Genomic DNA, 25,467 nt, shown 5'->3' on the forward strand with positions numbered 1-25,467 from the left:
TGTCGCCTTACGTGATGTATCTACCCATCTACCCTAGGCACACCACTACCGGCGGGTAGGAAACGGCAGGCGAGATTCCCATCACAGCACGACGAACACCGCAGCGAAAAGACCGGACGGTCTGGAGCAGGGAGGACCATACCGGGAGTACCGGGCGGAGCGGGCCGGGATCATCGGACGGAAACGCCCGGCGGTCGTGCCGGGAACGGGTCCGTCCGCGGACCCGGAAGGATGGGGCCATGAGCATCACACTCGCCGGCGCCCGCGTCGTGACCCCCGACGGCGTCCACGAGGGCTGGCTGACCATCGAGGACGGACGCATCACCCACGTGGGCCAGGGAAGCGCCCCCGGACCAGGGCTGGACCTGGCCGGTCGGTACGTCGTGCCGGGCTTCGTCGACATCCACAACCACGGCGGGGCGGGCGGCTCCTTCCCGTCGGGAGATCCCGCGCAGGCGAGGCTGGTGGCGGACCTGCACGCCCTGCACGGCACCACCACGCTCGTCGCCAGCCTGGTCACCGCCCCCCTGGACGACCTGGCCTCCGCGGCGTCGGCGCTCGCCGAGCTGTGCGAGGACGGCCTGCTGGCCGGGATCCACTTCGAGGGGCCCTACATCTCCTCGGCCCGGTGCGGGGCGCACGACCCGGCCCTGCTGCGCGAGCCCTCGCCCCGGGAGCTCACCTGGCTGCTCAAGGCCGGGCGCGGCCACGTGCGGATGGTCACCCTCGCCGCCGAGCTGCCCGGCGCGCTGGACACCGTACGGGAGGCGGTGGCGAACGGCGTGATCGCCGCCCTCGGCCACAGCGACGCGAGCTACGAGCAGACGATCGCGGGCATCGACGCGGGCTGCAGCGTGGCCACCCACCTGTACAACGCGATGCCCCCGCTGCACCACCGCGACCCCGGGCCGATCGCCGCCCTGCTCCAGGACGAGCGCGTCACGGTCGAACTGATCAACGACGGCGTCCACCTGCACCCGGCCATGACCCGCCTGGCCTTCACGACGGCGGGTCCCGCGAGGACCGCGCTGATCACCGACGCGATGGCCGCGGCCGGGATGGGCGACGGCGTCTACGGGCTCGGCCCGATGAGCGTGAACGTGGTCAACGGGGTGGCCCGGCTCGCCGAGGGCGGCGCCATCGCGGGCAGCACCCTGACCATGGACGTCGCGTTCCGGCGTGCCGTGCGCGAGGTGGGGCTCTCGCTCACCGAGGCGGCCGAGATCTCGTCCCTGACGCCGGCCAGGGTGCTCGGCCTGGACGACCGGCTGGGCTCGGTCACGGCCGGCAGGCAGGCCGACCTGGTGGTGCTCTCCGGTGACCTGGAGGTCTCCGGGGTGATGCGCCGGGGCTCCTGGATCACCGAACCCCGCTGACCCGCCGGGCCGCCCGCCCGGCGGGTCACGAACCGCCGGCCCGCCCGGTGCGGGCCGCCCTCGCGTGACGGAAGGGCGGCCCGGGTGGCGGAGAGGCGCGAGCGGCAGGAGAGGGGCGGCTCAGGTGACGTAGGGGGCGACGACCACCTCGACGCGCTGGAACTCCTTGAGGTCGGAGTATCCGGCGGTGGCCATGGTGCGCCTGAGCGCGCCCATCAGGTTCATCGAGCCGTCGGCCACCGAGGAGGGACCCTGCAGGATCTGCTCCAGCGTACCGACCGTGCCGAACTCGACCCGCTTGCCCCGGGGCAGCTCGGGGTGCTGCGCCTCGGAACCCCAGTGGAAGCCCCGGCCGGGGGCCTCGGAGGCCCGCGCCAGCGGCGAGCCGACCATGACCGCGTCCGCGCCCACCGCGATCGCCTTGGCGATGTCACCGGAGGTGCCCATGCCGCCGTCGGCGATGACGTGGACGTAGCGCCCGCCCGACTCGTCCATGTAGTCGCGGCGGGCCGCGGCCACGTCGGAGATCGCGGTGGCCATCGGCACCACCACGCCCAGCACCGTGCGGGTGGTGTGCGAGGCGCCGCCGCCGAAGCCGACGAGCACCCCGGCCGCGCCGGTCCGCATCAGGTGCAGCGCCGCGGTGTAGGTGGCGCACCCCCCGACGATCACGGGCACGTCGAGCTCGTAGATGAACTGTTTGAGGTTGAGCGGCTCGGCCCTGCCGGAGACGTGCTCGGCCGAGACCGTCGTCCCGCGGATCACGAAGATGTCCACGCCCGCGTCGATGACGGCCTTGTGGTACTGGACCGTGCGCTGCGGGGAGAGCCGGACGGCCGTGGCCACCCCGGCGGCGCGGATCTCCTCGATCCGGCGGCCGATCAGCTCCTCCTTGATGGGCGCGTTGTAGATCTCCTGGAGCCGCTTCGTGGCCGGCTCTCCCTTGAGCGCGGCCACCTCCTCCAGCAGCGGCATCGGGTCGTCGTACCGGGTCCAGAGTCCTTCGAGGTCGAGCACGGCGAGACCGCCGAGCCTGCCGACCTCGATGGCCGTCCGCGGCGAGACCACGCTGTCCATCGGGCTCACCACGACGGGCAGCTCGAAGCGGTAGGCGTCGATCTGCCAGGCGATCGAGACCTCCTCGGGGTCGCGGGTCCGGCGCGAGGGGACGATGCCGATCTCGTCGAGCGCGTAGGCACGACGGCCGTTCTTGCCGCGGCCGATCTCCACCTGAGTCATATGCCTGCCTTCATCGTTCATGCGGATACGGCGCGCGTGGTGAGTCCCGCGCGCCGTGCCCGCCGCTGCTCTAACGACCGTGGTAGTTGGGGGCCTCGACCGTCATCTGGATGTCGTGCGGGTGGCTCTCCTTCAGGCCCGCCGACGTGATCGGCATCAGCTCGCACCGGTCGTGCATCTCGGCGACCGTACGGCAGCCGGCGTACCACATGCCCTGGCGGAGACCGCCGACGAGCTGGTGGGCCACCGCGGCGACCGGGCCCCGGTAGGGGACCTGGCCCTCGATGCCCTCGGGGATGAACCTGTCCTCGGTGCCGACGTCGGCCTGGGCGTAGCGGTCCTTGCTGAAGGAGGTGCCGCCCCGCTCCCGGTTGCGGACCGCGCCGAGCGAGCCCATGCCCCGGTACGACTTGAACTGCTTGCCGTTGATGAAGATCAGCTCACCCGGGGACTCCTCGCAGCCGGCCAGCAGCGACCCGAGCATGACCGAGTCGGCCCCGGCCGCGATGGCCTTGACGATGTCCCCCGAGTACTGCAGGCCGCCGTCGCCGATCACCGGCACCCCGGCGGGACCGGCGGCCAGCGACGCCTCGTGGATGGCCGTCACCTGCGGGGCGCCGACCCCGGCGACCACCCGGGTGGTGCAGATGGAGCCGGGGCCGACCCCGACCTTGACCGCGTCGACCCCCGCGTCGATCAGCATCTGGGCGCCCGCGCGGGTGGCGATGTTGCCGCCGATCACGTCGACCCGGCTGTTCGCCTTGATCTTGGCGATCATGTCGGCGAGCCCCTTGGAGTGGCCGTGCGCGACGTCCACCACGAGCACGTCGACCCCGGCCTCGATCAGCGCGGCGGCCCGCTTGTCGGCGTCGCCCCCGACGCCGACGGCCGCCCCCACGACCAGCCGGCCGTCGGCGTCCTTGGTCGCCATCGGGTACTTCTCGCTCTTGGTGAAGTCCTTGACGGTGATGAGCCCGCGCAGCCGGCCGCCGGCGTCCACCAGCGGAAGCTTCTCGATCTTGTTGTGCCTGAGCAGGTCGAACGCGTCGTCGGTGGAGACCCCGACCGGCGCGGTGACCAGCGGCATCGGGGTCATGACCTCGCGCACCGGGCGGCTGTGGTCGTTCTCGAAGCGCATGTCGCGGTTGGTGACGATGCCGACGAGCACGCCGGTCTCGTCGGTCACCGGGACGCCCGAGATCCGGTACGTGGCGCAGAGGCGCTCGACGTCGGCGAGGGTGTCGTCGGGTGAGCAGGTGACCGGGTTGGTGACCATCCCGGCCTCGGAGCGCTTGACGAGGTCGGCCTGCTGGGCCTGGTCCTCGATCGAGAGGTTGCGGTGCAGGACGCCGATGCCGCCCTGGCGGGCCATGGCCACCGCCATGCGGGCCTCGGTCACCGTGTCCATCGCCGCGGAGATCAGCGGGATCCTCAGGGTGATGCCCCGGGACAGGCGCGTGCCGGTCTCGGCCTCACCCGGCTGGAGGTCGGAATAGGCGGGGACCAGGAGCACGTCGTCGTACGTGAGCCCCGGTTCGGTGAACTTGGCCATCAGCAACCCTCCTGCCACGGCGCTCTCATGACGGGGAAAGGCGCCGGCCCCCGGCTCACAGTTTAGAGTCTGGCACCGGCCCGGCCTCCCCCGGGGGAAAAACACGCCGCCGGGAGGATTGAACAGGCCCCGGTGAGGGGAAAAAGGGCCGTCGCGCCCTCGGCGGTGCCCGGTCCTGGACGGTTCCGGTCGAACGGACCCCGGTGAGGGGAGAGCCGGCCGTCGCGAGGCGGGGCCGGCCGCTCCCCGGAGACCCGGCCGCTCCCCGGAGACCCGGCCGCCTCCTGGAGCGGGCCCGCGGGCCACACTCGCGGAAGCGGGGACGCGGCCCGCGAGACGGCCGGGGGTCACCGGGGAGCGAGAAGAGGCCGGGGGGCCGAGCGGTCGGTGACCCGCTCGGTCCCCCGGATCATCGGTACCGTCACGGAGCGCCTCGGCGCCATCGGACCCCCCTCGCATCCGGATGGCGGCGTCATCCGCGCCGGTACCGACGCTGCGTCAAGGGTGTGTCACGGTAGGTTCATCCGGCAATGGACAAACGTGCAGTTGCACGAAGTTGCACGTGGCGGCATGCCGGTAGCGGCAACGCCCGGACAGGGATGATTCACCGGGCTATTCTCGCCAGACCCCCGTGTCATTCTGCAGGAGTCCCTCACTGATGCGTCCTGACACATCCATCCCGCCCGTCATGCCCGCGCCCCCCGGCCCGTCCGGCCCGTCCGGCCCGTCCGGGTCACTCGGGTCACCCGGCCGGATTCCCCGCTCCGGCGGCCTCGCGCCGTCCGGCCGGGTCACCCGGCCCGGCTCCTCGGACCCGTCCGGCCCGTCCGTTCCCTCAGGCTCAGCCCTTCCCTCAGGCTCATCCGGTCCTTCAGGCCCGTCCGGTCCGCTGGAGACGCTGGGGCTCACCCCGGACCAGACGATCCTGTACAACGCGGTCCTGCGCCTGCACCGCGCCACCCGCGCCGACCTCGTCCAGGCCACCGACGGCTCACCGGAGTCGACCGCCCGCGAGCTGGCCACCCTGGTACGGCTGGGCGTGGTCGACGAGCAGGGCGGCGAGTACCTCGCCCGTCACCCGGCCGCCGCCCTCGGGCACCTGATCGCCGAGAGGCTGGACCGGCTGGCCGCCGAGAGCCGCGGGATCGACCGCGTGCTCGGATCGATCCGCGGTTTCATCCACCAGTACGACGCCGGGCACGACCACCAGAGCGGCCGGTTCCCGGTGGAGGTCGTCGGCGGGGCCGACGAGTTCCACGAGAGCGTGATCGGGATGGCCGTGCAGGCCCCTCCGCTGACGCTGCTGTCGGCCATCCCGGACGGCCGGACGATGAGCGACTTCGCGCACCGCTACGCCGACCAGTGGATCGGCGCCCAGCACGCCGGCCTGCTCTCCTGCCGGGTCGTCATCCCGGTCAACACGCTGGAGATTCCCGGTCTGCGCGACAAGCTGGACCGGTTCGAGCGGGCCGGCGCACAGGTGCGCACCCTCGACGCGGTGCCGAGCTGGTTCCTGGTCGCCGGGGAGGGGGCCGCCGGCATGCCGTCCCAGTGGGGCGGCACCCTCTCCGAGAACGCCTACAACTTCCACCTGGTCCGGGCACCCGTCGTGGTGGCCGCGCTCGACTCGTTCTTCGAGGAGCTGTGGGCCCGCGCGTCCGCGCTGCCCTGGACGTACCGCGACGACGTGGTGATCCAGGTGCTGCGCCTGGCCGCTCAGGGCGTCTCCGACGAGCTGATCGCCCGGCACCTGGGCGTCTCGGTCCGTACGGTACGGGCCCGGTTCGCCGACGCCATGAACGAACTGGGCGCGCAGTCGCGCTTCCAGGCGGGCGCGGAGGCGACCCGTCGCGGCTGGCTCTCCTAGAGCCCCGGGACCCTCCGGCTCGCCTGGGGCCCGAGGGTCTCCGGTCCTCCCTCGGCCGGGAGAGGTTCCCGGCGGTGCGAGGACCGGGCCCGCACTCGACCGGGGAGACCTCCCCTGGCGGCACGGGGTCCGCCCCGCCCGGGGACGTCGTACTCGTGCAGTTCCATGCCTCTCTGTCACATCCAGGCCATAAGGTGGGATCGTGCTCGACGATGTCCCCCGCGACCCGTTCGCGGATGACCCCGACGACCCGGCGGCGGCGCTGGGCGATCCCGACGATCCCGAGCCGCTCACCACGGACGAGCGCGACGAGGCCATGACCGACCTCGCCGACGTGGAGGTCTTCCGCTCGTTGCTGGAGCCGCAGGGCGTGCTCGGCCTGGTGCTCGACTGTCCCGAGTGCGGCGAACAGCACTACTTCGACTGGGAACTGCTCCGCGGCAACCTGCGTCAGATGATCGAGAACGGTCAGCCGCAGGTGCACGAACCCGCCTACGAGCCCAACCCCACCGACTACGTGAGCTGGGAGTACGCCCGGGGTTACGTGGACGGTGTGATCGACACCGAGGAACACCGCTGATCCACGTCGTCGGCCAGGGCGGCCAGCAGCGCGATCGCGGCGTCCGGGGCCTTCGCGGCGTTCGAACTTTTCGCGGCGTTCGAGACCTTCGAGGTCTTTGAGGTCTTCGAGGCGGGGACCGGCGCCCTTCGGGAGAGTGCCTCGATGACGGCCTCGGTCTCGGCCACGGCCGGATCCTCGTCCGGCCCGTACCTGCGGGCCGGACGTCGCGGGTGAACCGTTGTCATGATCGTTCTCGCTCCGGGTCGTCGCGAGCCCCGTCCCGCGGTTCAGGTCTCCGCTCGCGGCCCCTGCTCAGCGGCTCCGCGGTCAAGCTATCGACTCCAGCTCCGCCATCGCCCGAAGCCTGGCCAGCGCCCTGTGCTGAGCGACACGAACCGCACCTGGTGACATACCAAGTACATTACCGGTCTCCTCGGCGGAAAGGCCCGACACCACCCGGAGCATGAGCAGCTCCCGCTGGTTGTCCGGCAGCCGCGACAGCAGCCGCCGGGCGTGTTCGGCCTCGATGTAGCGCACCACGGTCTCCTCCGGCCCCGGCCCCTCGTCGGGCCCGTCCGGAAGGTCCTGCGTGGGCACGGCGGACCGCACGGAGCTGCGCAACGCGTCGGCCACCTTGTGGGACGCGATGCCGAAGACGAAGGACGCGAACGGGCGTCCCATGTCACGGTAGCGGGGCAGTGCGGACAGCACCGCGATGCACACTTCCTGGGCCACGTCGTCCGCGATGTGATACTGACCGGAGACCCGGCCCAGACGACCACGGCAGTAACGGACGACCATCGGCCGCAGGTGCGCGATCAGAGCCTCGATCGCGGTGCGATCCCCCTGAACGGCGAGGCTTGTCAGGTCCTTGAGATCATCCCTGTGGGCGACCCCATCGGACCTCGTCGCAAGCCTCACCCCATTTTTGGCGTCGGCGACGCATCCCTCGGTCACGTTAGGCATGATGCCCGCCCTGATAGTGACTGTCGTCATGGCAAACGGCTACGGATTGGTCACATTGAGGCGGTGATAACGGCGCGTAATCACGGGGGGGCGATATCGACTACGGTATGTAGGAATATTTCCTTCGATTGCCAAAATGTGGCGCCTATTGACAGAAGTGCTTTTGATCTTCCAAACCACGGGACGCTCCGTGACGCTTTGAGACCGCTTTCGGTTTACCACCGGGCGCGGAACTTACCGCCGGGCACGGAACCGACCGCCGGGCACGGAACACGAACGGCCACCGGCCGCCGATCCCCGCTCCCGGTCACCGGCCCCGGCCCCCGGCCTCGGTCACCGGCGGGGACACGGGCCGCACGCGGGCGGAACACGAACGGCCCGCGCCCCCCGAAGGGAACGCGGGCCGCGGGTGAGCGGAGACCGATCAGTGACCGTGGCCGTGGCCGTGACCACCGGCGGCGGCCGGAGCCTCGTCCTCGGGCTTGTCCACCACGAGGGCCTCGGTCGTCAGCAGCATGCCGGCGATGGAGGCGGCGTTCTGGACGGCCGAGCGGGTGACCTTGACCGGGTCGATGACGCCCTGGGCGATCAGGTCGCCGTACTCGCCGGTGGCGGCGTTGAAGCCCTGGCCGACGGAGAGCTCGGTGACCTTGGCCGTCACGACGTAGCCCTCGAGACCGGCGTTCTCGGCGATCCAGCGGGCCGGCTCGACGAGCGCCTTGCGGACGATCGAGACACCGGTCGCCTCGTCCCCGGTCAGGCCCAGGTCGTCCAGGGCCTTGGAGACGTGGATGAGCGCGGAGCCACCGCCGGAGACGATGCCCTCCTCGATCGCGGCGCGGGTGGCCGAGATCGCGTCCTCCAGGCGGTGCTTCTTCTCCTTGAGCTCCACCTCGGTGGCCGCGCCGACCTTGAGCACGCAGACGCCGCCGGAGAGCTTGGCCAGCCGCTCCTGGAGCTTCTCGCGGTCCCAGTCGGAGTCGGACTGCTCGATGGCGAGCTTGATCTCCTTGACGCGGTCGGAGATCGCCGTGGCCTCGCCGGCACCGTCGACGACGGTGGTGGAGTCCTTGGTGATCACGACGCGGCGGGCGGTGCCCAGCACCTCGACGCCGACGTGCTCCAGCTTGAGGCCGATCTCCTCGCTGACGACCTGGCCGCCGGTGAGGATGGCGATGTCCTGCAGCATGGCCTTGCGGCGGTCACCGAAGCCGGGCGCCTTGACCGCGACCGAGGTGAAGGTGCCGCGGATCTTGTTGGTGACCAGGACGGCCAGGGCCTCGCCCTCGACGTCCTCGGCGATGACCAGCAGGGCCTTCTTGGTCTGCGCGATCTTCTCCAGCAGCGGCAGGAAGTCGGCGACCGAGGAGATCTTGCCCTGGGTGATCAGGATGTAGGGGTCCTCCAGGACCGCCTCCATGCGCTCCTGGTCGGTCACCATGTACGGCGACAGGTAGCCCTTGTCGAACTGCAGGCCCTCGGTGAACTCCAGCTCCAGGCCCATGGTGTTGGACTCTTCGACGGTGATGACACCGTCCTTGCCCACCTTGTCGAACGCCTCGGCGATGAGCTCGCCGATCTTGGCGTCCTGCGCGGAGATCGTCGCGACGTGCGCGATCTCCTTCTTGTCCTCGACCGGGCGGGCGGACTCGATGAGCCTGTCGCTGACGGCCTTGGCGGCGATGTCGATGCCGCGCTTGAGGGAGAGCGGCTGGGCGCCGGCGGCCACGTTGCGCAGGCCCTCGCGGACCATGGCCTGGGCCAGGACGGTCGCGGTGGTGGTGCCGTCACCGGCGACGTCGTTGGTCTTGGTCGCCACCTCCTTGGCCAGCTGCGCGCCGAGGTTCTCGTACGGCGCCTCCAGCTCGACCTCGCGGGCGATGGTGACACCGTCGTTGGTGATGGTGGGCGCACCGAACTTCTTGTCGATGACGACATTGCGGCCACGCGGGCCCAGCGTCACCTTGACCGCGTCCGCGAGAGCGTTCACGCCGCGCTCGAGAGCTCGGCGCGCGTCCTCTTCGAACGACAGGATCTTCGGCATGACAATCCTCTCTATAAGTACGTCGGCGCATCAAAGCCCCGGGCGCTGTCGCGACCCGGGGCTCGATACGTCATCTTTTTGTGAAGCGAGATCTACTTCTCGATGATGGCGAGCACGTCGCGGGCGGAGAGCACGAGGTACTCCTCGCCGCCGTACTTCACCTCGGTGCCGCCGTACTTGCTGTAGAGGACCACGTCGCCCTCGTTGACGTCGAGCGGAACACGCTTCGAGCCTGCGTCGTCCCAGTTGCCGGGACCCACCGCGAGGACCTTGCCCTCTTGCGGCTTCTCCTTGGCGGTGTCCGGGATGACCAGACCGGAAGCGGTGGTCTGCTCGGCCTCAAGCGGCTGGACCACGATGCGGTCGCCGAGCGGCTTAACGGGAACCTTGGTGGCGGTCGTCACGTCGGACCTCCCCTTCAGATGTGAACGATCTAGAAGAGGCGACCAGCGGTCTGCCGTCGCGGGTGTCAGACCTGCCTCGTCGCATTGATTTGGCACTCTCACGGGGAGAGTGCCAATACGGAACAGTATGCAAGGAGGCCTTGACAGTCAACACGAAGCGCCCTTCTGCGCTTGGAGCGGAAGGCGAACCGGGAGGAAAACCCCTCGTGAGGCCCGTCGTGGAAGGCGGTAGCGTCGGCCGGTGTGAATCTCGACGCATTCCGGGAGCTGCTCACCCCGCGCGGCCAGGAGGCCCTCGCCGCCGCGGCGGAGACCGCCGGGGACGACCCGGTGGCGGCGGTGACCCGGCTGAGGCGGACCTACGACGCCGACCTGACCTCGGCGGCGCTCACCCAGGCCGCGCTCAGGGCACGCGCCGGGGAGAAGTTCGGCGCCGACGCCGCCCTGATGTACTTCACCCGGGCCGGCCTGGAGCAGGCCACCCGCCGCGAGGTCGCCGACCACCGGGCGCGCCGCATCCCGGCGGGCTCGCGGGTGGCCGACGTCTGCTGCGGCATCGGCGGCGACCTGCTGGCCCTGGCCAGGGCCGGGTGCGTGGTCGAGGCCGTGGACGCCGACCCGCTCACCGCCGCGGTGGCGCGGGCCAACGCGGACGCGCTGGGCCTGGGGATGCGGGTCTCGGTCCGCGCCGCCGACGCCTCCGCGCTGGACCCGGCCGCCTTCGACGTGCTGTTCGCCGACCCCGCCCGCCGTACGGCCCGGGGCAGGACCTTCGACCCGATGGGGTACTCCCCGCCCTGGCCGGCGGTGCTGGAGATGGTCTCGCGCGCCCCTTCCGCCTGCCTGAAGGTCGCCCCCGGCATCCCCTACGACCTCCTCCCCGACGGCGCCGAGACCGAGTGGGTCTCCTGGCGCGGCGACGTCAAGGAGGCGGTGATCTGGTGCGGCGGCCTGGCGGGCACGGCGCCGCGCCGGGCCACGCTGCTGCCGTCCGGCGTCACGATGACGCCCGACCCCGCGCTCGGCGCCCCCTCCACCGGCCCGGCGGGACGCTACATCTACGAGCCCGACGGCGCGGCGATCCGCGCCCACCTCGTCGCCGAGATCGCCGCCTCGGTCGGCGGGCGCCTGCTCGACCCGCAGATCGCCTACATCACCGCCGACGACGCGGTCGGCACGCCGTGGGCCTCCCGGTACGAGGTCCACGAGACGCTGCCGTTCTCGCTCAAGCGCCTGAGGGCGGTGCTCCGCGAGCGCGGCGCCGGGAACGTGACGATCAAGAAACGCGGTTCCGCGGTGGACGTCGACCGGCTCAGGAAAGACCTCCGGCTGACCGGGGGTGAATCCGCGACGGTCATTCTCACCCGGATCGGGGAGCGGCCGTTCGCCTTCGTGTGCGCCCCCGGTTGACCAGCCAAAATAGTTAATTCTTCCAGCCAACCGGCAATTCCCATCTTTTAGTCTCGCCGCTGGAAAACGCCGGTCCAGCGGCTAAGGTTTCGGGACGGGAGTCCTCTCCCGCCTGCGGTTCGTCACGTCCCTTGGCATTGTCTGTCGTTTTCTTGCTATTCCTGAGTATTCACAATATTCCTTGGCAAACTGACCACATCCCACCGCGCGGCCGACCGTCGGCGAGTGAAGGAGTCCTCGGTGGACCACTCCGACCACGCCCTGTTCCAGGCGGGCAGCCAGACCGCCATCTCCGACCGGATGCGCGAGCTCCTCGCCCGCGCGGCCCAGGACCACGTCTACGAGCAGCGGACCCAGGGGGCCGTGCTCGACGAGATCCGCCAGCGCCTGGAGGGCATGGAGTGGCTGCTCCGCGAGGTCAGGGAACGCGAGATCGGCGGGCTGAACGGCACCCTCGAATCCGTCAACGGCCGCCTGGACGAGATCACCGCCCGTCCGCCCACCTGGGCCGAGGGCCTGGCGCAGCACGTCGAGTCGGTCCGTGACCACGTCGACGCCGTCGGCCGGCGCGTCGACGCGGTGCGCGACCGGGTCTCGGGCGTCGGCGACCTGCCGGGCCTGTGGACCGATCTCGGCGCCATGGGCGAGGGCGTGGAGGAGGCCCTGTCCCGCCTGCGCGCGATCTCGGACGGCACCCAGGGCGTCGACGAGCAGGTGCGCGCGCTGGCCGAGCACCTGGCCAGGCTCCAGGCCGACATGGGCGTCGCGGCGCACCGGTTCGGCCGCCTGGACCGGGCGCTGGCCGACCTGGCCCAGCGCACCGGGCGTGTCGAGGCGGGGATGCTGGAGGCGTCGACGAGCCTCCAGCAGGCCCTGGGCACCGCCACCGACCGGGTGCTGGCCGCCCTCGACCAGGTCAACGCCAAGGTCGACCAGGTGAGCGGCAGGGTCGACCAGGTCGTGCCGAGGATCGACGAGCGGACCGCGGCCGTCGAGAACCGGATCGACCGCCTGGACGGCCACCGGGCCGCGGCCGGCGGGCGCTTCGACACCCTGGAGGAGCGCCTCGACGACATCGAGGGCCGGGTCACCGGCCGGATGGACGTCATCGACTCGCGCCTGTCCACCCTGGACGGTCACGCGGAGAAGTCCGCCGAGCGCCTGGAGAGCCTGGACGAGCGGGTCGGCTTCCTGCCGGCGATCCTCGGGCTCGACGTGCTCATCGGCGCCCAGGCCACCGAGCAGCGGGGGCGCTTCGACTCCCTGGAGGAGCGCGCCCGGCGGGCCGAGGCCGCGCTGGCCCCGCTGGCCGAGATGGTCCGCGCCCGGCCCGACCGCGAGCAGCTCTCGGAGGTGCTGAGCGAGACCGTGGAGCCCGCGCACGCCGACCTGACCCGCCGCCTGGGGTCCCTGGAGGAGACCATGCTGGCCCTCGCCGAGGCGTTACTGCGCCCGGTGAGAACCGACAAGGGCTGAGGGCTCCGGGGCGTACGTCTCGCGGCAGAGGTTGTCCTTGACGGTCTTGAGCAGGGACGAGAGCTGCCCGACCTGCTCGTCGCTCAGCCCCCGGGTCATCCGCTGGTGCAACTCGGCCATGACCCGCTCCACCTCGGGCAGGAGCGCGCGCCCGGCGGGCGTGATCTCGACCATGCTGATCCGCCGGTTGCCCGGACAGGGGCTGCGGCTGACGAACCCGCTGCGCTCCAGTCGCTGGAGCGTCTTGGTCATCGTGGACACGTCGACGCCGACGATCCTGGCCAGCGCGTTCTGCGACCGGGGGCCGTGCTCCTCCAGCGCGCCCAGCACGCGTTCCTGGCCCGGGTACAGCTCGATCTCCGCGAGGAGGTTGGCGAGCAGGACGCGGTGGTCGCGGCCGGTGACGACCATCAGGCAGTTGAGGCTCTCCTCGACTCCGCCGCAGTCCCCGTCCGTCGCGTCGCAGCTTCCGCCTGTCTCGTACACCGTGTCGATCCGCGGCTCCGTCATGTCCGGGTCCTTTCCGTCCCTGTCGAGACTACCGCTTGCATGTTGGCCGACCAAGTTGTACAAATGACCATTGGTTGGCCAAGTTGGTCAGCCAAGAAGGGAAACGTCATGCCTTTCTCCCCGTTCACGCTCGGCGGCCTCCAGCTCCCCAACCGGCTCGTGATGGCCCCGATGACCCGCTCGCGCGCCTACGTCGACGGGATCCCCTCCTCCCTGACCGCCCTCTACTACGCCCAGCGGGCCTCCGCCGGCCTGATCGTCACCGAGGGCGCGCAGCCCAGCCCGGCGGGCAAGGGCTACATGGACACCCCCGGGCTGCACACCGACGAGCAGGTGGCCGGGTGGCGGGAGGTCACCGACGCCGTGCACGCGGCGGGCGGCCGGATCTTCGCCCAGATCATCCACTCCGGCCGGATCGGCCACCCCGACAACACCGGCGCCGTGCCGGTCGGCCCCTCCGCCGTACGGCCGGCGGGGCAGATCTTCACGCCCGCGGGCATGCAGGACCACCTCACCCCGATCGAGCTGACCACCGCAGAGGTCGAGGCGACCGTCCAGGACTTCGCGGACGCCGCCGCCCGCGCCGTCGAGGCCGGCTTCGACGGGGTCGAGCTGCACGGCGCCAACGGCTACCTCATCCACCAGTTCCTGTCGCAGAACGCCAACCTGCGCGAGGACCGCTTCGGCCGGTCGTCGGTGGCCGACAGGATCCGCTTCGCCGTGGAGACCGCGCGGGCGGTCGCCGACCGGATCGGCGCCTCCAAGGTCGGCATCCGGCTCTCACCCGCCACCGGCAGCGGCGACCTGGTGGAGGACGACGCGCACGAGGTCTACCCGGCGCTGGTGGCCGAGCTCGCCGCGCTCGACCTGGTCTACCTGCACCTGGTGGGCGGCGTCTCCGAAGAGCTCGACCGGGAGATCCGCAGGACGTGGCCGAACGCCCTCATCCTCAACGTCCCCTCGATCACCGACCCGTCCGCCAGGATCGCGTACTCCCTGGAGCGCGGCGCCGACCTGGTCTCGCTGGGCTCCTCGTTCCTGGCCAACCCCGACCTGCCGCTCCGGCTGCGACTCGGCGCCGAGCTCAACCAGGCCGACCTCGCCACGGCCTTCGGCGGCGACCACCGGGGCTACACCGACTACCCGCTGCTGCCCCTGCACCCGGCGTCGGCGTAGACCCCGCCGGACGACGCGGATCCCCGGAGGGAGCCGGGAGGGCGGCCCGGTCGAGCTGCCCGGCCTCGGCGTGGACCCCGCCGGACGACGCGGGGGCCCTTCACACGTGGACGGTGGTGACGGGCAGCGAGGAGTCGGCGGGGATGTCCAGCGGCGACGGCGCCACACCGGCCGCCACCAGGTCCGACCCCAGGGCCGCCACCATGGCCCCGTTGTCGGTGCACAGGCCGGGGCTGGGGACCCTGAGCCGCACGCCCGCCGCCTCGCAGCGCTCCCGCGCCAGCGCCCGCAGCCGGGAGTTGGCCGCGACACCGCCGCCGATCAGCAGGTCCCCGACGCCGTGCTCGGCGCACGCGCGCAGGGCCTTGCGGGTCAGCACGTCCACGACCGCCTCCTGGAACGAGGCCGCCACGTCGGGAACGTGGACCGGCTCCCCGGCCTTCTGCCTGGCCTCCACCCACCGGGCCACCGCGGTCTTCAGGCCGGAGAAGGAGAAGTCGAGCGTCCCGTCCTCGTACTTGCCGCGGGGGAAGGCGATGGCGCTTCCCGAGCCGTCGCGGGCCACCCGGTCGATGTGCGGCCCGCCCGGGAACGGCAGGCCGAGCACCCGCGCCACCTTGTCGAACGCCTCGCCCGCGGCGTCGTCCACGGTGGAGCCCAGCGAGATGACCTCCCTGGCGACGTCGGGCACCAGCAACAGGGACGAGTGCCCTCCCGAGACCAGCATGGCGATGCTCGGCTTGGGCAGGGCGCCGTGCTCCAGCTGGTCCACCGCGACGTGCGCGGCCAGGTGGTTGACCCCGTACAACGGCACACCCAGACCCAGCGCGTACGCCTTGGCGGCGGCGACGCCGACGAGCAGCGCCCCGGACAGGCCGGGCCCGGCGGTGACCGCGATCGCGTCGATGTCGGCCAGGCGCAGCCCCGCCTTCTCCAGCGCCCGGTCCACGGTCGGGGTCATCGCCTCCAGATGGGCCCTGGACGCGACCTCGGGCACCACCCCGCCGAAGCGGGCGTGCTGCTCGACGCTGGAGGCGATGGCGTTGGCCAGCATGGTGTGCCCCCGGACGATGCCCACGCCCGTCTCGTCGCAGGAGGTCTCGATGCCCAGGACCACCGGTTCGTCACTCATGGAGATCCTTCCTCATCATGATCGCGTCGGTGCCGTCCTCGTAGTAACGGCGGCGCAGGCCGATCCGCTCGAACCCGAACCTGTGGTAGACCGCCTGCGCGTCCGGGTTGTCCGCGCGCACCTCGAGGAAGACCGAGACGGCGCCCCGGCGCGCGGCCTCGGCCAGCAGCTCGGTCAGCAGGGCGCCGCCGATGCCGGCCCTGCGCCACCCGGCCAGTACGGCGATGGTCTGGACGTCGGCCTGGTCGCCCGCCGCGGCGAGCCCGGCGTAGCCGACGATCACGTCGCCGGCCAGGGCCACCACGTAGTGCCTGGTCCTTGGCTGGTCGTCGAGCTCGCCGCGGAGCATGCCCTCGCTCCAGGCGTCGGCGGGGAAGGTCGCGTGCTCGATCTCCATGACCGCGGGCAGGTCGTCCGGGGTCATGACGCGGAGCACCGCGGTCACGTGGAGACCTTCTTGGGCGGCGCGGGCACCCGGGCGTCGGGGCGGCGCAGGTAGATCGGCAGGGGCGGCCCCAGCACGGGGTGACCACCCTGCCCGGGACGGCCGTCATGCCCGGGACGGCCGTCGGGCTCCGGACGGTCGTCGGACGCGGGATGTGCGCCGGTACCCGTGGTCCCGGCGATGCCCGGCTCGGTGGGCGCGGCGTCCCGTTCGGTCAGCGCGGCGGCGGCCAGCGCGGCCAGCGCGCCGGCGTAGGGGTACTCCGGCGCGTCCACCAGCCGGGAGGCGCCCAGGATCTCGGCGTACATCCGCGCGCCCGCGCCGACCAGCGGGATCTCCCCCGGCAGGTCGTGGGGCCGGTCCACCGCGGGGTCGGACAGCCGGGTGCGCGCGTCGGCGTAGTGGCCCCAGAAGACCTCCTTGCGGCGGGCGTCGGTGGCCACCAGGAACGGCGCGTCCAGGCCGCTTCCGTAGGCCAGGGCGTCGAGCGTGCACACCCCGTACGCCGGGACGCCCAGGGACGTCGCCAGGGCCTGGGCGGTCACCAGGCCGACCCGCAGGCCGGTGTAGGGACCGGGCCCGGAGCCGGCGACGACGGCGGTGACGTCGCCGAGCGAGACCCCGGCCTCCCGCAGGACCGTCTCGATCGTGGGCACGAGCAGCTCGCCGTGACGGCGCGCGTCGACCGTGGTCGACTCGGCGAGGACCCTCTCGCCGTCGTGCAACGCTGCGGTGACGGCGGGGGTGGCGGTGTCAAAGGCCAGGACCAGCACGGACAGTTAGCCTAGTCCGTTCCGCGAGGGCTCATGCCTCCCCGTGCCGCGAGGGCTCAGGTCTCGACCAGGGTGGCGTAGACGATCAGGTTGTCCTCGTACTCGTGGTCGTCCCAGTCGAAGGTCCCGCCGCAGGTGATGAGCCGCAGGCCGTCCTCCAGGTAGACCTTGTCGGCCGGGAACCGGTTCTTGCTGATCTGCTCGATCGTGTCCACCCGGTACTGGGCGACCTTGCCGTCGCTCCGCACCACCTTGATGACCTGCCCCTGCCGCATGTCCTTGAGCCGGTAGAAGACGGCGGGCGCGGTCTTGGTGTCCACGTGCCCCAGGATCACCGCGGGCCCCTTGTCACCGGGGACCGCGCTGCCGGTGACCCACCCCGCGACGTTCGGCTTCTCGTACGGCGGCAACTCGACCCTGCCGTCGCTCACACCGAGCTTCATCAGGGGCGCCTTGATGCCCAGGGACGGGATGTCGATGCGGCTGGGCGCGACCGAGGCGCGGGCGGGCGGCTTCTCCTCCTCCCCGCCCCTGCCGTTGATCGCGACCATGACGACCCCGGTGACGACCCCGGCCAGGATGATCCTGGACCAGCGGGTTGAATCGGCCATCGGAGGCTATGAGCGGCGGCGACGTACGACCGCGACGCCGATGCCACCCGCCAGGGCCACGGCGAGCAGCACCCCGGTGGTGCCGATCGGCACGCCCGAGTCCTCGGGACCTCCGGCCGCGGTGCCGCCGCCGCCGGTGCCGGGCGCCTCGGTGCTGATGATCGTCCTGGTCGGCCTTGAGGTGGGGGCGGGGCTCGGCTCGGTGTCGGCCACGATCCGCAGGTTGGTCGTGCCCGTGTCGTTGGTCCCCTCGCACCTGGCGTTGATCTCGTAGACGCCGACGGCGGTGCCCGCGGCGACGGTGGCCTGGCCGCGCACCCAGGGGCGCGGCGTCGGGGTCGCGGTGGACGCGGGGTCCGGGGTCGGCGTGGCCAGGATCGGGTCGAGGGTCACCGGGGTACGGAAGATCCGGGAGGAGGCGGTGCCGCGGTGCTCGGGCCCTCCCTGCGGGATCGGGCAGTTCGCCAGGATCCACACCTTCTGACCGGCCTTGGCGCGGGCCGGCTGGAGCTGGACCTCGATGTCCTGACGGCTGATGCCGAAGTCGGACCGGGTGGGGGTGGGTGTGCCCGTCGGGCTGCCCTCAGAGGTGGCCTCGGCCGTACATCCGGCTGCGGTCATCCCGAAAAGGACGATGGCTCCTGCAATCGCGACACGCTTGACGCTTGGCACCGTCGAACTCCACTTCGCCCTCCGGCCGACGACCCTCGCCCGGCACGATGACCCACCTGTTCCCCATTAAACATGGGCAAACCCGCAACAGTCGATCATCAGGCCAGACGATCTAGACCAATGGGGAGTAGTGCCAGCGTGACAGGATTTCCCCGCCCCCGTAGGCGATTCAGACGACAGCGGTCCGGACGGCGACGACCCGGGCCGCGGGGATCCGGACACCGTCGTCCGAACAGCAGCGGTTCGGGCGACGGTGACCCGGACGACGGTGTTTCGGACAGCGCTGGTTCCCACGACGGTGGTTCGGACGACGCTGGGTCAGACGGCGGTGGGTCAGACGGCGGTGGGTCAGACGGCGGTGGGTCAGACGACGCCCTTCCAGCGTGCCCCGACGCCGCGGAGCTCGACGGTACGCCCCTCGCCCGCCCCCTCGGCGGCGCCCCGGCCGATGACGATCTCCAGCCGGTCCTCGGCCAGCCCCTCCACCAGTCCCTCGCCCCACTCCACCACGGTCACCGACTCCTCCAGCGAGGCGTCCAGGTCGAGGTCGTCGACCTCCAGGTCGCCCCCGAGGCGGTAGGCGTCGACGTGGACCAGCGGCGGGCCGCCCGAGAGCGAGGGGTGCACCCGGGCGATCACGAAGGTGGGCGAGGTGATCGGGCCGCGGACCTTCAGGCCGGTGGCGATCCCCTGCACCAGGGTCGTCTTACCCGCGCCCAGCGGGCCGGACAGCACGGCCAGGTCCCCCGGCCGCAGCAGCGCCGCCAGTTCCTCGCCCAGCTCCCGCATCTCCTCGGCGGTCGCCACGTCTCTCACTGCCCCGTCACTCCCTGTCGGTCCCTGTGAATCCCTGTGAATCCCTGTCAGTCCCTGTCGGTCCCCGCCGCCGTGGCGCCGTCACCGGTGTCGCCGTCCGCGGCGAGGTCGGCCGCGGCCCGCTTGAGCAGGTCGCGCAGCGCGTCGTTGACGGCGGTCGGCCGTTCCAGCTGGACCAGGTGCGAGCTGCCCGGAATCTCGGTGAAGCGTGCCTGCGGCAGGGCCTTGGCGATCTCCCTGCTGTGCTCGACCGGCGTCAGCCAGTCCTCGTCACCGACCATGATGGCGGTGGGCACGCCGTTCAGCACACTCAGCGCGTTCATCTTGTCGTGCGAGACCAGCGACGGGTAGAACTCGGCGATCACCTCGAACGGGGTGGAGCGGATCATCGACTCGACGAAGTCGACGAGCGTGGGGCTGACGTTCTTGGAGTCGGCGAACCCGAGGTGGCGCAGGGCCAGGAAGGCCACGTCGTTGCCGACCTGGCGGCTCTTGTCGACCAGCGTGCCGCCGCGCCTGAGGATCGACACCGCGCCCGGCGTGACCGTGTGCACCGCCTTCGCCACCAGCGCGGGCAGGCCCAGGGAGATCTCGCCGAGCCTGCCGGGCGAGGTGGAGATCAGCGCCACGCCCCTGATCCGGTCGCCGAACAGCTCGGGACGCCGGTCGGCCAGGGCCATGATCGTCATGCCGCCCATGGAGTGGCCGACGAGCACGCAGGGGCCGGGCACCAGCGCCTCGATGATCTCGGCCAGGTCCTCGCCGAGCCGGTCGATCGAGTTGTCATCGGTCGGCACGCGCGGGGAGCGCCCGTGGGAGCGCTGGTCCCACAGCACCAGCCGGTAGGAGTCGCGCAGGTCGCGCCGCTGGTAGTGCCAGGAGTCGAGATTCAGCGTGTAGCCGTGGCACAGGACCACGGTCAACGGGGCGTCCTCGCGGCCGTCGACCTCGGCGTACAGGGGGACGCCGTCGGAGGCGGAGATCATGGTGGGGCGGCCGCGCAGCTCGCCGAGCGGCTCGCTGGCCTCCAGGTCGGGGCGGAGCCTGATGCGGCCGACGGCGTACCGCTTGGCGAGGGCCGCCGCGGCCACCCCCGCGGACGCCACACCGACGATCGCGCCCGCGACACCGGCCCTGCGCCGTCTGGTCGTACTCATCAGCCCCCCTGGAATGCCCTTCACCGGTGAACGCGTGGGACCCGCGAACCGATCCCGGTCACGATCTCATGCGTGATCGTGCCAAGGGAATCCGCCCATTCCTGGACGGTCGGCTCGCCGCGCGAACCGTCGCCGAACAGGATCACCTCGTCGCCCTCCGCCAGCGGATCGTCTCCCACATCGATCATGAACTGGTCCATGCAGACCCGCCCGGCGATCCGCCGCCTGCGGCCCCCCGCCAGCACCTCCGCCCGGTTGGTGGCGTGCCGCGGGACCCCGTCCGCATACCCGAGCGGGACCAGGCCAAGCGTGGTTTCCCTATCCGTAACATAGAGGTGCCCATAGGACACACCGGACTCTGCGGGCACCCGTTTCACCAGCGCGATCCGCGCCACGAGCGTCATCGCGGGACGGAGCCCGAAGCCTCCCAGCTCGGGCACCGGGCTCAGCCCGTAGGCCGCGATCCCGGGGCGGACCATGTCGTAGCGGGCCTGCGGCAGCGTCAGGATCGCCGCCGAGTTGGCGATGTGCCTGATCACGTGCGACCCGCCGGCGCCCGCCTTCTCCGCGATCCCGAGCGCCTCGTCGAAGGCGGCGAGCTGGCCCGCCACGGACGGGTGCCCGGGGACGTCGGCGCAGGCGAGGTGGGACCAGAGCCCGGCGATCTCGATCGTGCCCTCGGCCCGCCTGGCCAGGGCCCGGTCCAGGAGCGCGGGCCAGTCCCGCACCGGCGCGCCGCCGCGGGAGGTGCCGGTGTCGGCCTTGAGGTGCACCCGGGCCTGCCGCCCGGTCGCGGCGGCGGCGTCGGCGATCGCGTCGAGCGTCGAGGGGCCGGACGCCGACAGCTCGACGTCCTGGGCCACGGCCTCCTCCAGCGGCTCCCCCGGCGGGATGATCCACGACAGGATCGGCGCGGTGACCCCCGCGGCCCGTAGCTCCAGGGCCTCGCGGACGAAGGCGGTGCCCAGCCGCCCGGCCCCGCCCTCCAGGCAGGCCCGCGCCGCCGGGACCAGGCCGTGCCCGTAGGCGTCGGCCTTGACCGCCACCATGATCTCGGCACCGGGGGCGTGGCCGGCGAGCAGCGCCAGGTTCTCGCGGATCGCCGAGAGATCCACCCGTGCCTCTGCGGGAGTCGTCGGGAAGCTCATCGCCTCAGTCTCGCAGGTGGTACGACCCTCCCAGGCCCGTTGACCAGGCCACGAGCCGCCCCGGGCAGGGCCTGGGCGACGTCGGCGGCGGGCAGGGGGCCTTCGCGCCCGGCGATGCCGTGCAGGTAGGCGGCGGCCGAGGCGGCGTCGTAGGCGTCCAGACCGGCGGCCAGCAGGGCGCCCGCCAGGCCGGCCAGCACGTCGCCGGTGCCGCCGGTGGCCAGCCAGGGGCTGCCGGTGGGATTGACGCCGACCGGCCGCCCCTCCTGGGCGACGAGCGTGGTGGAGCCCTTGAGGAGGACGGTCACGCCCAGCTCCATCGCGGCCCGCCGCACGTTCTCCAGGCGGCACGCCTCGATCCGGTCGCGCGGCACGTCCAGCAGCCGGGACAGCTCCCCCGCGTGCGGGGTGATCAGGACGGGCGCGGAGCGGTAGAGCAGTGACCTGTCGGCGGCCAGCAGCGTCAGCGCGTCGGCGTCGACGAGCACCGGCACGTCGCTCGCCAGCACCGAGCGGGCCACGGCGTGCGCCTCGTCGCCGGTGCCGAGCCCCGGGCCGAGCACCCAGGCCTGGACGCGGCCGACCCGCTCGACGCCCTCGCCGGGGGCGAGCGTGGTGATCACCGCCTCGGGCCAGCGGGCCCGTACCTGGGCCACCGGCTCGGCGGTCCCGGCGTAGCGGACCATGCCCGTCCCGCCCCGCAGGGCCCCGCCCACGGCCAGCACCGCGGCGCCGGTGTAGCTCTCGCTGCCGGCCGCGATCCCGACGACGCCCCGTCGGTACTTGTCGGAGGTCGCGCCCGGCCTGGGCAGCAGGGCCGCCACGTCGGCGTCCTCCGGCGCGGTCGCGTCGGGGTCGGGCAGGTGGGGGCCGAGGCCGATGTCGACGAGCTCGGCCCGTCCCGCGTGCCCGCGGCCGGGGTCGACGAGCAGCCCGGTCTTCCAGGCGCCGAAGGTGACGGTGGCGTCGGCCGGGACCGCGGCGCCCTCCACCTGGCCGCTGCTCGCGTCCACCCCGCTGGGCACGTCCACCGCGACGACCTCGCCGGGCGCCTCGCCCGCCAGCCGGGCGAGGGTCGCGTACGGCTCCCGCAGCGCCCCGCTCCCGCCGATGCCGACCATGCCGTCCACGATCAGGTCCGCCGCGGCGAGCACCGCGCGGGCCGCCGCGCCCTCGGGGTCGACGATCCTGCCGCCCGCGCGGCGCAGGGCCTCCAGGCCCGCCGTGTGGACGCGCGCGCCCGCCGCGATCGCCTCGACCCTGGCGCCCCTGGCGGCCAGGCGGGCCCCGGCGTACAGCGCGTCCCCGCCGTTGTCGCCGCCGCCGACGAGCAGCGCGACGCGGGAGCCGTACACGCCGCCGAGCATCCTGGCGCAGACCACCGCCAGCCCGGCGGCGGCCCTCTGCATCAGGGCCCCCTCGGGCAGGGTCGCCATCAGCGCGGCCTCGGCCGCCCTGATCTGGTCGGAGGTGTACGCGGTCCGCATTCCACCGAATCTATCCCTCGGCGATCACGTAGGCGACGGCGACGCCCCCGTCGTGGGTCAGGGAGACGTGCCAGCGGGTCACGCCCAGGTCGCGGGCGACGTCGGCGACCCGGCCGGTCACCCGCAGCTCGGGCCGGCCGTGCTCCCCGCGCAGTACCTCGGCGTCCAGGTGCGCCAGCCCGGGAGGCGCGCCCAGCGCCTTGGCGACGGCCTCCTTGGCGGCGAACCTGGCCGCCAGCGACTCCGTGGCCAGCGCGCCCTCGGCCACGGTGAACAGGCGTGCCCGCAGCGCGGGCGTGCGCGCCAGCGTCGCCGCGAACCTGGCCACGTCCACGACGTCGACGCCGATACCGATGATCACCCTCCCAGGGTAGGAGAGCGCGCCGGGCTCGTGACGCCGCCGGGGACCCGCCCGGGGACGTGACGGCCGCGCACATGCGGGCCACCTACGAGGTCGGCGTGTTCGGGGCCGTCACGGTCACCCACGCGATGATCCCGCTGCTGCGGGCCTCCGGCGACGCCAGGATCGTCAACATGACGACCCGGCTGGGCTCGCTGTCCCTCACCGCGACCAGGGACGGCATCAACGCCGACTGGGCGATGCTGGCCTACAACTCCGCCAAGAGCGCGCTCAACGCGCTCACCGTGCTCTACGCCAACGAGCTGGGCGGCTCCGGGATCCTGGTCAACGCCGTCGATCCCGGGCACTGCGCCACCGACATGACCGGCCACACCGGGAGCCGTACGGCCGCCCAGGGCGCGGCGGTGGCCGTGCGCATGGCGACCGTCGGCGCCGACGGCCCGACCGGCACGTTCGGCGGCGAGGACGGCCCTTTCCCCTGGTGACCCGGGTGCCCTGTCCCGGTGAGCCGGTCGTCTTCCCTCCCGACGGACCGGCCGCCCCCGGGAGAGCGGCCACTCCCCGCCGGTGACCCGGCCGGCCTTCCCGAAGAACCGGCCGGGCCCCTCCCCGGCGGCGGGGACTTCTCGTTCCCGCCGCCGGAGAGGGTCGCGGGTCAGAAGCCCCCGCGCTGCCAGGGGCCCCAGATGGCGAAGCTCATGCCCTGGGACGCCTGGGCGTTGACGTAGAGGGTGTAACCGCCGGGACCGAAGGTCGAGCCGGCGAACTCGGCACCGGAGTCGCCGCTGACCGGGACCATCCAGGCGAAGTCGAAGATCTCACCGCTGCCGGTGAGGCCGCGCATGTAGTTGCCGTCGGAGCCGTCCTCGCACAGGACCAGGGTGCCCCGGGGGCTGACGGTGATGTTGTCGGGCAGGTCCAGGGTGACCGAGCCCGGCGACTCGTAGACGAGCTTGAGCCGGCCGCTCCACGTCTCGTACGCCCACACCTGGCCGCGTCCCTTGCCGAAGCCGTCGGGCGGGGTGTCGCCGGGCGCGGTCGCGCCGCCCTGGGTGGAGACGAAATAGATCGTTCCGTGGTGGCTGACCGCCCCCTCCAGCCGGGAGAAGTGCGCCGCCCCCTTGGCCCTGCCCTGGGTCGAGACGGCCAGCATGGCCGTCGCGTAGGTGGTGGGGCCGGTGAAGGTGGGGTCGGGGTCGTCGATGTCCACCCAGGTCGTCGCGTAGGAGGCCCCGGCGGGCTGGCCGAGCGAGAGGTCCTTGTTCGGGACGCCCTGCACGGCCAGCATCTGGAGCCTGCCCCCGTCGAGGATGCGGCCCGCCGCGAGCGGGTTCCTCGGGGGCAGGTAGCGGTAGAAGCCGGAGGGGTAGAGGAAGTCGTCCTCGGTCATGTAGAGCGCTCCGGTGAGCGGGTCGAACGCGACCGACTCGTGGGCGAACCGCCCGGCGCTCCTGATCGGCACGCGGCCGCGGCCGTCGATCGGGACCTCGAAGATGTAGCCGTGCTTCTGGGTGAGCCTGCTGTTGTCCTGTCCGGTGGGGTCGTTGCCCACGTCCGGCCCGTTGACGGTCTCCTCGCAGCTCACCCAGGCGCCCCAGGGCATCGGCCCGCCCGAGCAGTTCATCTGGGTGCCGGTCAGGCTGGGGGCGGAGGAGAGCACCACGCCGTAGCGGCTGACCTGGAGCGTGGAGGTGCCGCCGCCGGCCACGGGGTCGTAGGCCTTGGACGGGTCGCCGAACGCGCCGATCGGCCCGTTGACCTCGTGGTTGCGGACCAGGATCGCGTTGGTGCCGGACCCGCGGAAGGCGGCCATGCCGTCGTGCCGCGAGGGGACGATCGAGCCGTCGGTGAACCGGTCGCCGGCGACGCTGAAGGAGCGGTAGTGGAAGCCGGAGGGGAGGTGGAGCCGGACCGCGCCGTCCCGCTCGTCCGGGATCGGCACCAGCGGCCCGTAGCCGCCCCCGGGGCGGGTCCGGCCGCTCTGTCCCGCTCGTGCGACTCCGGCGAAGGGTCCGGCCACCCCGATCGCCGCCAATGCGGTGCTGCGGGCGAGGAAACGGCGACGATCCATCTGTTGCTCCTTTGGATCAGATATGTTCACGCAACGTTAATCTGTTCCGGAGGACCGCTATAGGGCATTTATGAATAATTAATCATCCGGAAAGGTAAGCGACTCCTTCTGTGCCGGTTTTCGGCATCATCGACGTCCATCATGGCAATTGACGCATTAGAACCTTTTGGTGCTTTTGAGGCTTTTGGCGCTAAAGGTGCTTATGATGCCCT

The 25,467-nt window shown here is 72.2% G+C and carries 25 protein-coding genes; 7 read left to right on the plus strand and 18 right to left on the minus strand.

Annotation, left to right across the window (positions count from 1 at the left end):
* Window positions 1–239: 239 nt before the first annotated feature.
* A complete protein-coding gene (nagA, locus tag ACLQ2R_RS23675; RefSeq protein ID WP_425962672.1) occupies window positions 240–1,376 on the plus strand; it encodes an N-acetylglucosamine-6-phosphate deacetylase in 1,137 nt (378 codons plus the stop codon).
* Window positions 1,377–1,496: 120 nt separating this feature from the next.
* Here nagA and ACLQ2R_RS23680 read toward each other — a convergent pair whose 3' ends face one another.
* Window positions 1,497–2,615 (minus strand): GuaB3 family IMP dehydrogenase-related protein, encoded by a 1,119-nt coding sequence (locus tag ACLQ2R_RS23680; protein WP_386236463.1) that lies wholly within the window; start codon window positions 2,613–2,615, stop codon window positions 1,497–1,499.
* 70 nt (window positions 2,616–2,685) lie between these two features.
* Window positions 2,686–4,167 (minus strand): IMP dehydrogenase, encoded by a 1,482-nt coding sequence (gene guaB / locus ACLQ2R_RS23685; protein ID WP_425962674.1) that lies wholly within the window; start codon window positions 4,165–4,167, stop codon window positions 2,686–2,688.
* Between the two features lie 658 nt (window positions 4,168–4,825).
* On the opposite strand from guaB, the gene ACLQ2R_RS23690 reads away from it, so the two are divergent.
* Together ACLQ2R_RS23690 and ACLQ2R_RS23695 are read left to right on the plus strand one after the other, a co-directional pair.
* Entirely contained in the window at window positions 4,826–6,034 is a 1,209-nt protein-coding gene (locus ACLQ2R_RS23690; RefSeq protein WP_425962676.1) for a LuxR C-terminal-related transcriptional regulator, read from the plus strand.
* Window positions 6,035–6,236: 202 nt separating this feature from the next.
* Window positions 6,237–6,614, plus strand: a complete 378-nt coding sequence (locus ACLQ2R_RS23695; RefSeq protein ID WP_362798165.1) for a DUF5319 family protein — start codon at window positions 6,237–6,239, stop codon at window positions 6,612–6,614.
* On the opposite strand, the gene ACLQ2R_RS23700 is transcribed toward ACLQ2R_RS23695, so the two are convergent.
* The 4 genes from ACLQ2R_RS23700 to groES all read right to left on the minus strand — a co-directional run bounded on the left by ACLQ2R_RS23700 (window position 6,575) and on the right by groES (window position 10,010).
* A complete protein-coding gene (locus tag ACLQ2R_RS23700; RefSeq protein WP_425962678.1) occupies window positions 6,575–6,841 on the minus strand; it encodes a hypothetical protein in 267 nt (88 codons plus the stop codon). The genes ACLQ2R_RS23695 and ACLQ2R_RS23700 overlap by 40 nt on opposite strands.
* Before the next feature lie 82 nt (window positions 6,842–6,923).
* Window positions 6,924–7,562: a sigma-70 family RNA polymerase sigma factor gene (locus ACLQ2R_RS23705; protein ID WP_386236619.1), complete on the minus strand. Its 639-nt coding sequence runs from the start codon at window positions 7,560–7,562 to the stop codon at window positions 6,924–6,926.
* Window positions 7,563–7,986: 424 nt separating this feature from the next.
* Window positions 7,987–9,606: a chaperonin GroEL gene (gene groL, locus ACLQ2R_RS23710; RefSeq protein WP_425962680.1), complete on the minus strand. Its 1,620-nt coding sequence runs from the start codon at window positions 9,604–9,606 to the stop codon at window positions 7,987–7,989.
* 92 nt (window positions 9,607–9,698) lie between these two features.
* Window positions 9,699–10,010 (minus strand): co-chaperone GroES, encoded by a 312-nt coding sequence (gene groES, locus ACLQ2R_RS23715; RefSeq protein WP_362798174.1) that lies wholly within the window; start codon window positions 10,008–10,010, stop codon window positions 9,699–9,701.
* Between the two features lie 243 nt (window positions 10,011–10,253).
* On the opposite strand from groES, the gene ACLQ2R_RS23720 reads away from it, so the two are divergent.
* Window positions 10,254–11,420: a class I SAM-dependent methyltransferase gene (locus ACLQ2R_RS23720; RefSeq protein WP_425962683.1), complete on the plus strand. Its 1,167-nt coding sequence runs from the start codon at window positions 10,254–10,256 to the stop codon at window positions 11,418–11,420.
* Window positions 11,421–11,660: 240 nt separating this feature from the next.
* Window positions 11,661–12,896: a hypothetical protein gene (locus ACLQ2R_RS23725; protein ID WP_425962685.1), complete on the plus strand. Its 1,236-nt coding sequence runs from the start codon at window positions 11,661–11,663 to the stop codon at window positions 12,894–12,896.
* Here the strand turns inward: ACLQ2R_RS23725 and ACLQ2R_RS23730 are convergent.
* Entirely contained in the window at window positions 12,864–13,406 is a 543-nt protein-coding gene (locus ACLQ2R_RS23730) for a MarR family winged helix-turn-helix transcriptional regulator (protein WP_425962687.1), read from the minus strand. The genes ACLQ2R_RS23725 and ACLQ2R_RS23730 overlap by 33 nt on opposite strands.
* Before the next feature lie 108 nt (window positions 13,407–13,514).
* Here ACLQ2R_RS23730 and ACLQ2R_RS23735 point away from each other — a divergent pair, with 108 nt between their 5' ends.
* Window positions 13,515–14,582 (plus strand): alkene reductase, encoded by a 1,068-nt coding sequence (locus tag ACLQ2R_RS23735; RefSeq protein WP_425962689.1) that lies wholly within the window; start codon window positions 13,515–13,517, stop codon window positions 14,580–14,582.
* A gap of 100 nt (window positions 14,583–14,682) precedes the next feature.
* Here ACLQ2R_RS23735 and tsaD read toward each other — a convergent pair whose 3' ends face one another.
* From tsaD to ACLQ2R_RS23785, 10 genes are all read right to left on the minus strand, one after another.
* Window positions 14,683–15,714, minus strand: a complete 1,032-nt coding sequence (tsaD, locus tag ACLQ2R_RS23740) for a tRNA (adenosine(37)-N6)-threonylcarbamoyltransferase complex transferase subunit TsaD (protein ID WP_425962691.1) — start codon at window positions 15,712–15,714, stop codon at window positions 14,683–14,685.
* Window positions 15,707–16,138: a ribosomal protein S18-alanine N-acetyltransferase gene (gene rimI / locus ACLQ2R_RS23745; RefSeq protein WP_425962774.1), complete on the minus strand. Its 432-nt coding sequence runs from the start codon at window positions 16,136–16,138 to the stop codon at window positions 15,707–15,709. The genes tsaD and rimI overlap by 8 nt, the downstream gene beginning before the upstream one ends.
* Window positions 16,139–16,155: 17 nt before the next feature.
* On the minus strand, window positions 16,156–16,932 hold the full coding sequence (gene tsaB, locus ACLQ2R_RS23750) for a tRNA (adenosine(37)-N6)-threonylcarbamoyltransferase complex dimerization subunit type 1 TsaB (RefSeq protein ID WP_425962693.1): 777 nt from the start codon (window positions 16,930–16,932) through the stop codon (window positions 16,156–16,158).
* 56 nt (window positions 16,933–16,988) lie between these two features.
* Window positions 16,989–17,543: a class F sortase gene (locus tag ACLQ2R_RS23755; protein WP_425962695.1), complete on the minus strand. Its 555-nt coding sequence runs from the start codon at window positions 17,541–17,543 to the stop codon at window positions 16,989–16,991.
* A 6-nt stretch (window positions 17,544–17,549) separates the two neighbouring features.
* A complete protein-coding gene (locus ACLQ2R_RS23760) occupies window positions 17,550–18,164 on the minus strand; it encodes a hypothetical protein (protein WP_425962697.1) in 615 nt (204 codons plus the stop codon).
* Window positions 18,165–18,578: 414 nt separating this feature from the next.
* The gene (gene tsaE, locus ACLQ2R_RS23765) at window positions 18,579–19,031 is read right to left on the minus strand and encodes a tRNA (adenosine(37)-N6)-threonylcarbamoyltransferase complex ATPase subunit type 1 TsaE (protein ID WP_386236490.1); all 453 of its coding nucleotides are present in this window, start codon (window positions 19,029–19,031) and stop codon (window positions 18,579–18,581) included.
* 47 nt (window positions 19,032–19,078) lie between these two features.
* Complete coding sequence (locus ACLQ2R_RS23770) at window positions 19,079–20,188, minus strand: alpha/beta fold hydrolase (protein ID WP_425962699.1); 1,110 nt, start codon at window positions 20,186–20,188, stop codon at window positions 19,079–19,081.
* A gap of 20 nt (window positions 20,189–20,208) precedes the next feature.
* Complete coding sequence (alr, locus tag ACLQ2R_RS23775) at window positions 20,209–21,336, minus strand: alanine racemase (RefSeq protein ID WP_425962701.1); 1,128 nt, start codon at window positions 21,334–21,336, stop codon at window positions 20,209–20,211.
* A complete protein-coding gene (locus ACLQ2R_RS23780; RefSeq protein ID WP_425962703.1) occupies window positions 21,333–22,823 on the minus strand; it encodes an NAD(P)H-hydrate dehydratase in 1,491 nt (496 codons plus the stop codon). Before ACLQ2R_RS23780 ends, alr begins: the two co-directional genes overlap by 4 nt.
* A gap of 10 nt (window positions 22,824–22,833) precedes the next feature.
* Window positions 22,834–23,184 (minus strand): holo-ACP synthase, encoded by a 351-nt coding sequence (locus ACLQ2R_RS23785; RefSeq protein WP_425962705.1) that lies wholly within the window; start codon window positions 23,182–23,184, stop codon window positions 22,834–22,836.
* A gap of 59 nt (window positions 23,185–23,243) precedes the next feature.
* On the opposite strand from ACLQ2R_RS23785, the gene ACLQ2R_RS23790 reads away from it, so the two are divergent.
* A complete protein-coding gene (locus ACLQ2R_RS23790; protein WP_425962707.1) occupies window positions 23,244–23,669 on the plus strand; it encodes an SDR family NAD(P)-dependent oxidoreductase in 426 nt (141 codons plus the stop codon).
* A gap of 170 nt (window positions 23,670–23,839) precedes the next feature.
* On the opposite strand, the gene ACLQ2R_RS23795 is transcribed toward ACLQ2R_RS23790, so the two are convergent.
* Entirely contained in the window at window positions 23,840–25,255 is a 1,416-nt protein-coding gene (locus ACLQ2R_RS23795) for a PhoX family protein (RefSeq protein ID WP_425962709.1), read from the minus strand.
* Window positions 25,256–25,467: the final 212 nt, after the last annotated feature.

The sequence above is a fragment of the Streptosporangium sp. DT93 genome (assembly GCF_049844535.1).
Lineage (GTDB): Bacteria > Actinomycetota > Actinomycetes > Streptosporangiales > Streptosporangiaceae > Streptosporangium.

Bases quoted from the DNA above. Each gene is read 5' to 3' on its own strand.
- nagA (WP_425962672.1), top strand. From the start codon at position 240: ATGAGCATCACACTCGCCGGCGCCCGCGTCGTGACCCCCGACGGCGTC.
- ACLQ2R_RS23680 (WP_386236463.1), bottom strand. From the start codon at position 2,615: ATGACTCAGGTGGAGATCGGCCGCGGCAAGAACGGCCGTCGTGCCTAC.
- guaB (WP_425962674.1), bottom strand. From the start codon at position 4,167: ATGGCCAAGTTCACCGAACCGGGGCTCACGTACGACGACGTGCTCCTG.
- ACLQ2R_RS23690 (WP_425962676.1), top strand. From the start codon at position 4,826: ATGCGTCCTGACACATCCATCCCGCCCGTCATGCCCGCGCCCCCCGGC.
- ACLQ2R_RS23700 (WP_425962678.1), bottom strand. From the start codon at position 6,841: ATGACAACGGTTCACCCGCGACGTCCGGCCCGCAGGTACGGGCCGGAC.
- ACLQ2R_RS23705 (WP_386236619.1), bottom strand. From the start codon at position 7,562: ATGCCTAACGTGACCGAGGGATGCGTCGCCGACGCCAAAAATGGGGTG.
- groL (WP_425962680.1), bottom strand. From the start codon at position 9,606: ATGCCGAAGATCCTGTCGTTCGAAGAGGACGCGCGCCGAGCTCTCGAG.
- ACLQ2R_RS23730 (WP_425962687.1), bottom strand. From the start codon at position 13,406: ATGACGGAGCCGCGGATCGACACGGTGTACGAGACAGGCGGAAGCTGC.
- ACLQ2R_RS23735 (WP_425962689.1), top strand. From the start codon at position 13,515: ATGCCTTTCTCCCCGTTCACGCTCGGCGGCCTCCAGCTCCCCAACCGG.
- tsaD (WP_425962691.1), bottom strand. From the start codon at position 15,714: ATGAGTGACGAACCGGTGGTCCTGGGCATCGAGACCTCCTGCGACGAG.
- rimI (WP_425962774.1), bottom strand. From the start codon at position 16,138: ATGACCCCGGACGACCTGCCCGCGGTCATGGAGATCGAGCACGCGACC.
- ACLQ2R_RS23755 (WP_425962695.1), bottom strand. From the start codon at position 17,543: ATGGCCGATTCAACCCGCTGGTCCAGGATCATCCTGGCCGGGGTCGTC.
- ACLQ2R_RS23760 (WP_425962697.1), bottom strand. From the start codon at position 18,164: ATGACCGCAGCCGGATGTACGGCCGAGGCCACCTCTGAGGGCAGCCCG.
- ACLQ2R_RS23770 (WP_425962699.1), bottom strand. From the start codon at position 20,188: ATGAGTACGACCAGACGGCGCAGGGCCGGTGTCGCGGGCGCGATCGTC.
- alr (WP_425962701.1), bottom strand. From the start codon at position 21,336: ATGAGCTTCCCGACGACTCCCGCAGAGGCACGGGTGGATCTCTCGGCG.
- ACLQ2R_RS23780 (WP_425962703.1), bottom strand. From the start codon at position 22,823: ATGCGGACCGCGTACACCTCCGACCAGATCAGGGCGGCCGAGGCCGCG.
- ACLQ2R_RS23795 (WP_425962709.1), bottom strand. From the start codon at position 25,255: ATGGATCGTCGCCGTTTCCTCGCCCGCAGCACCGCATTGGCGGCGATC.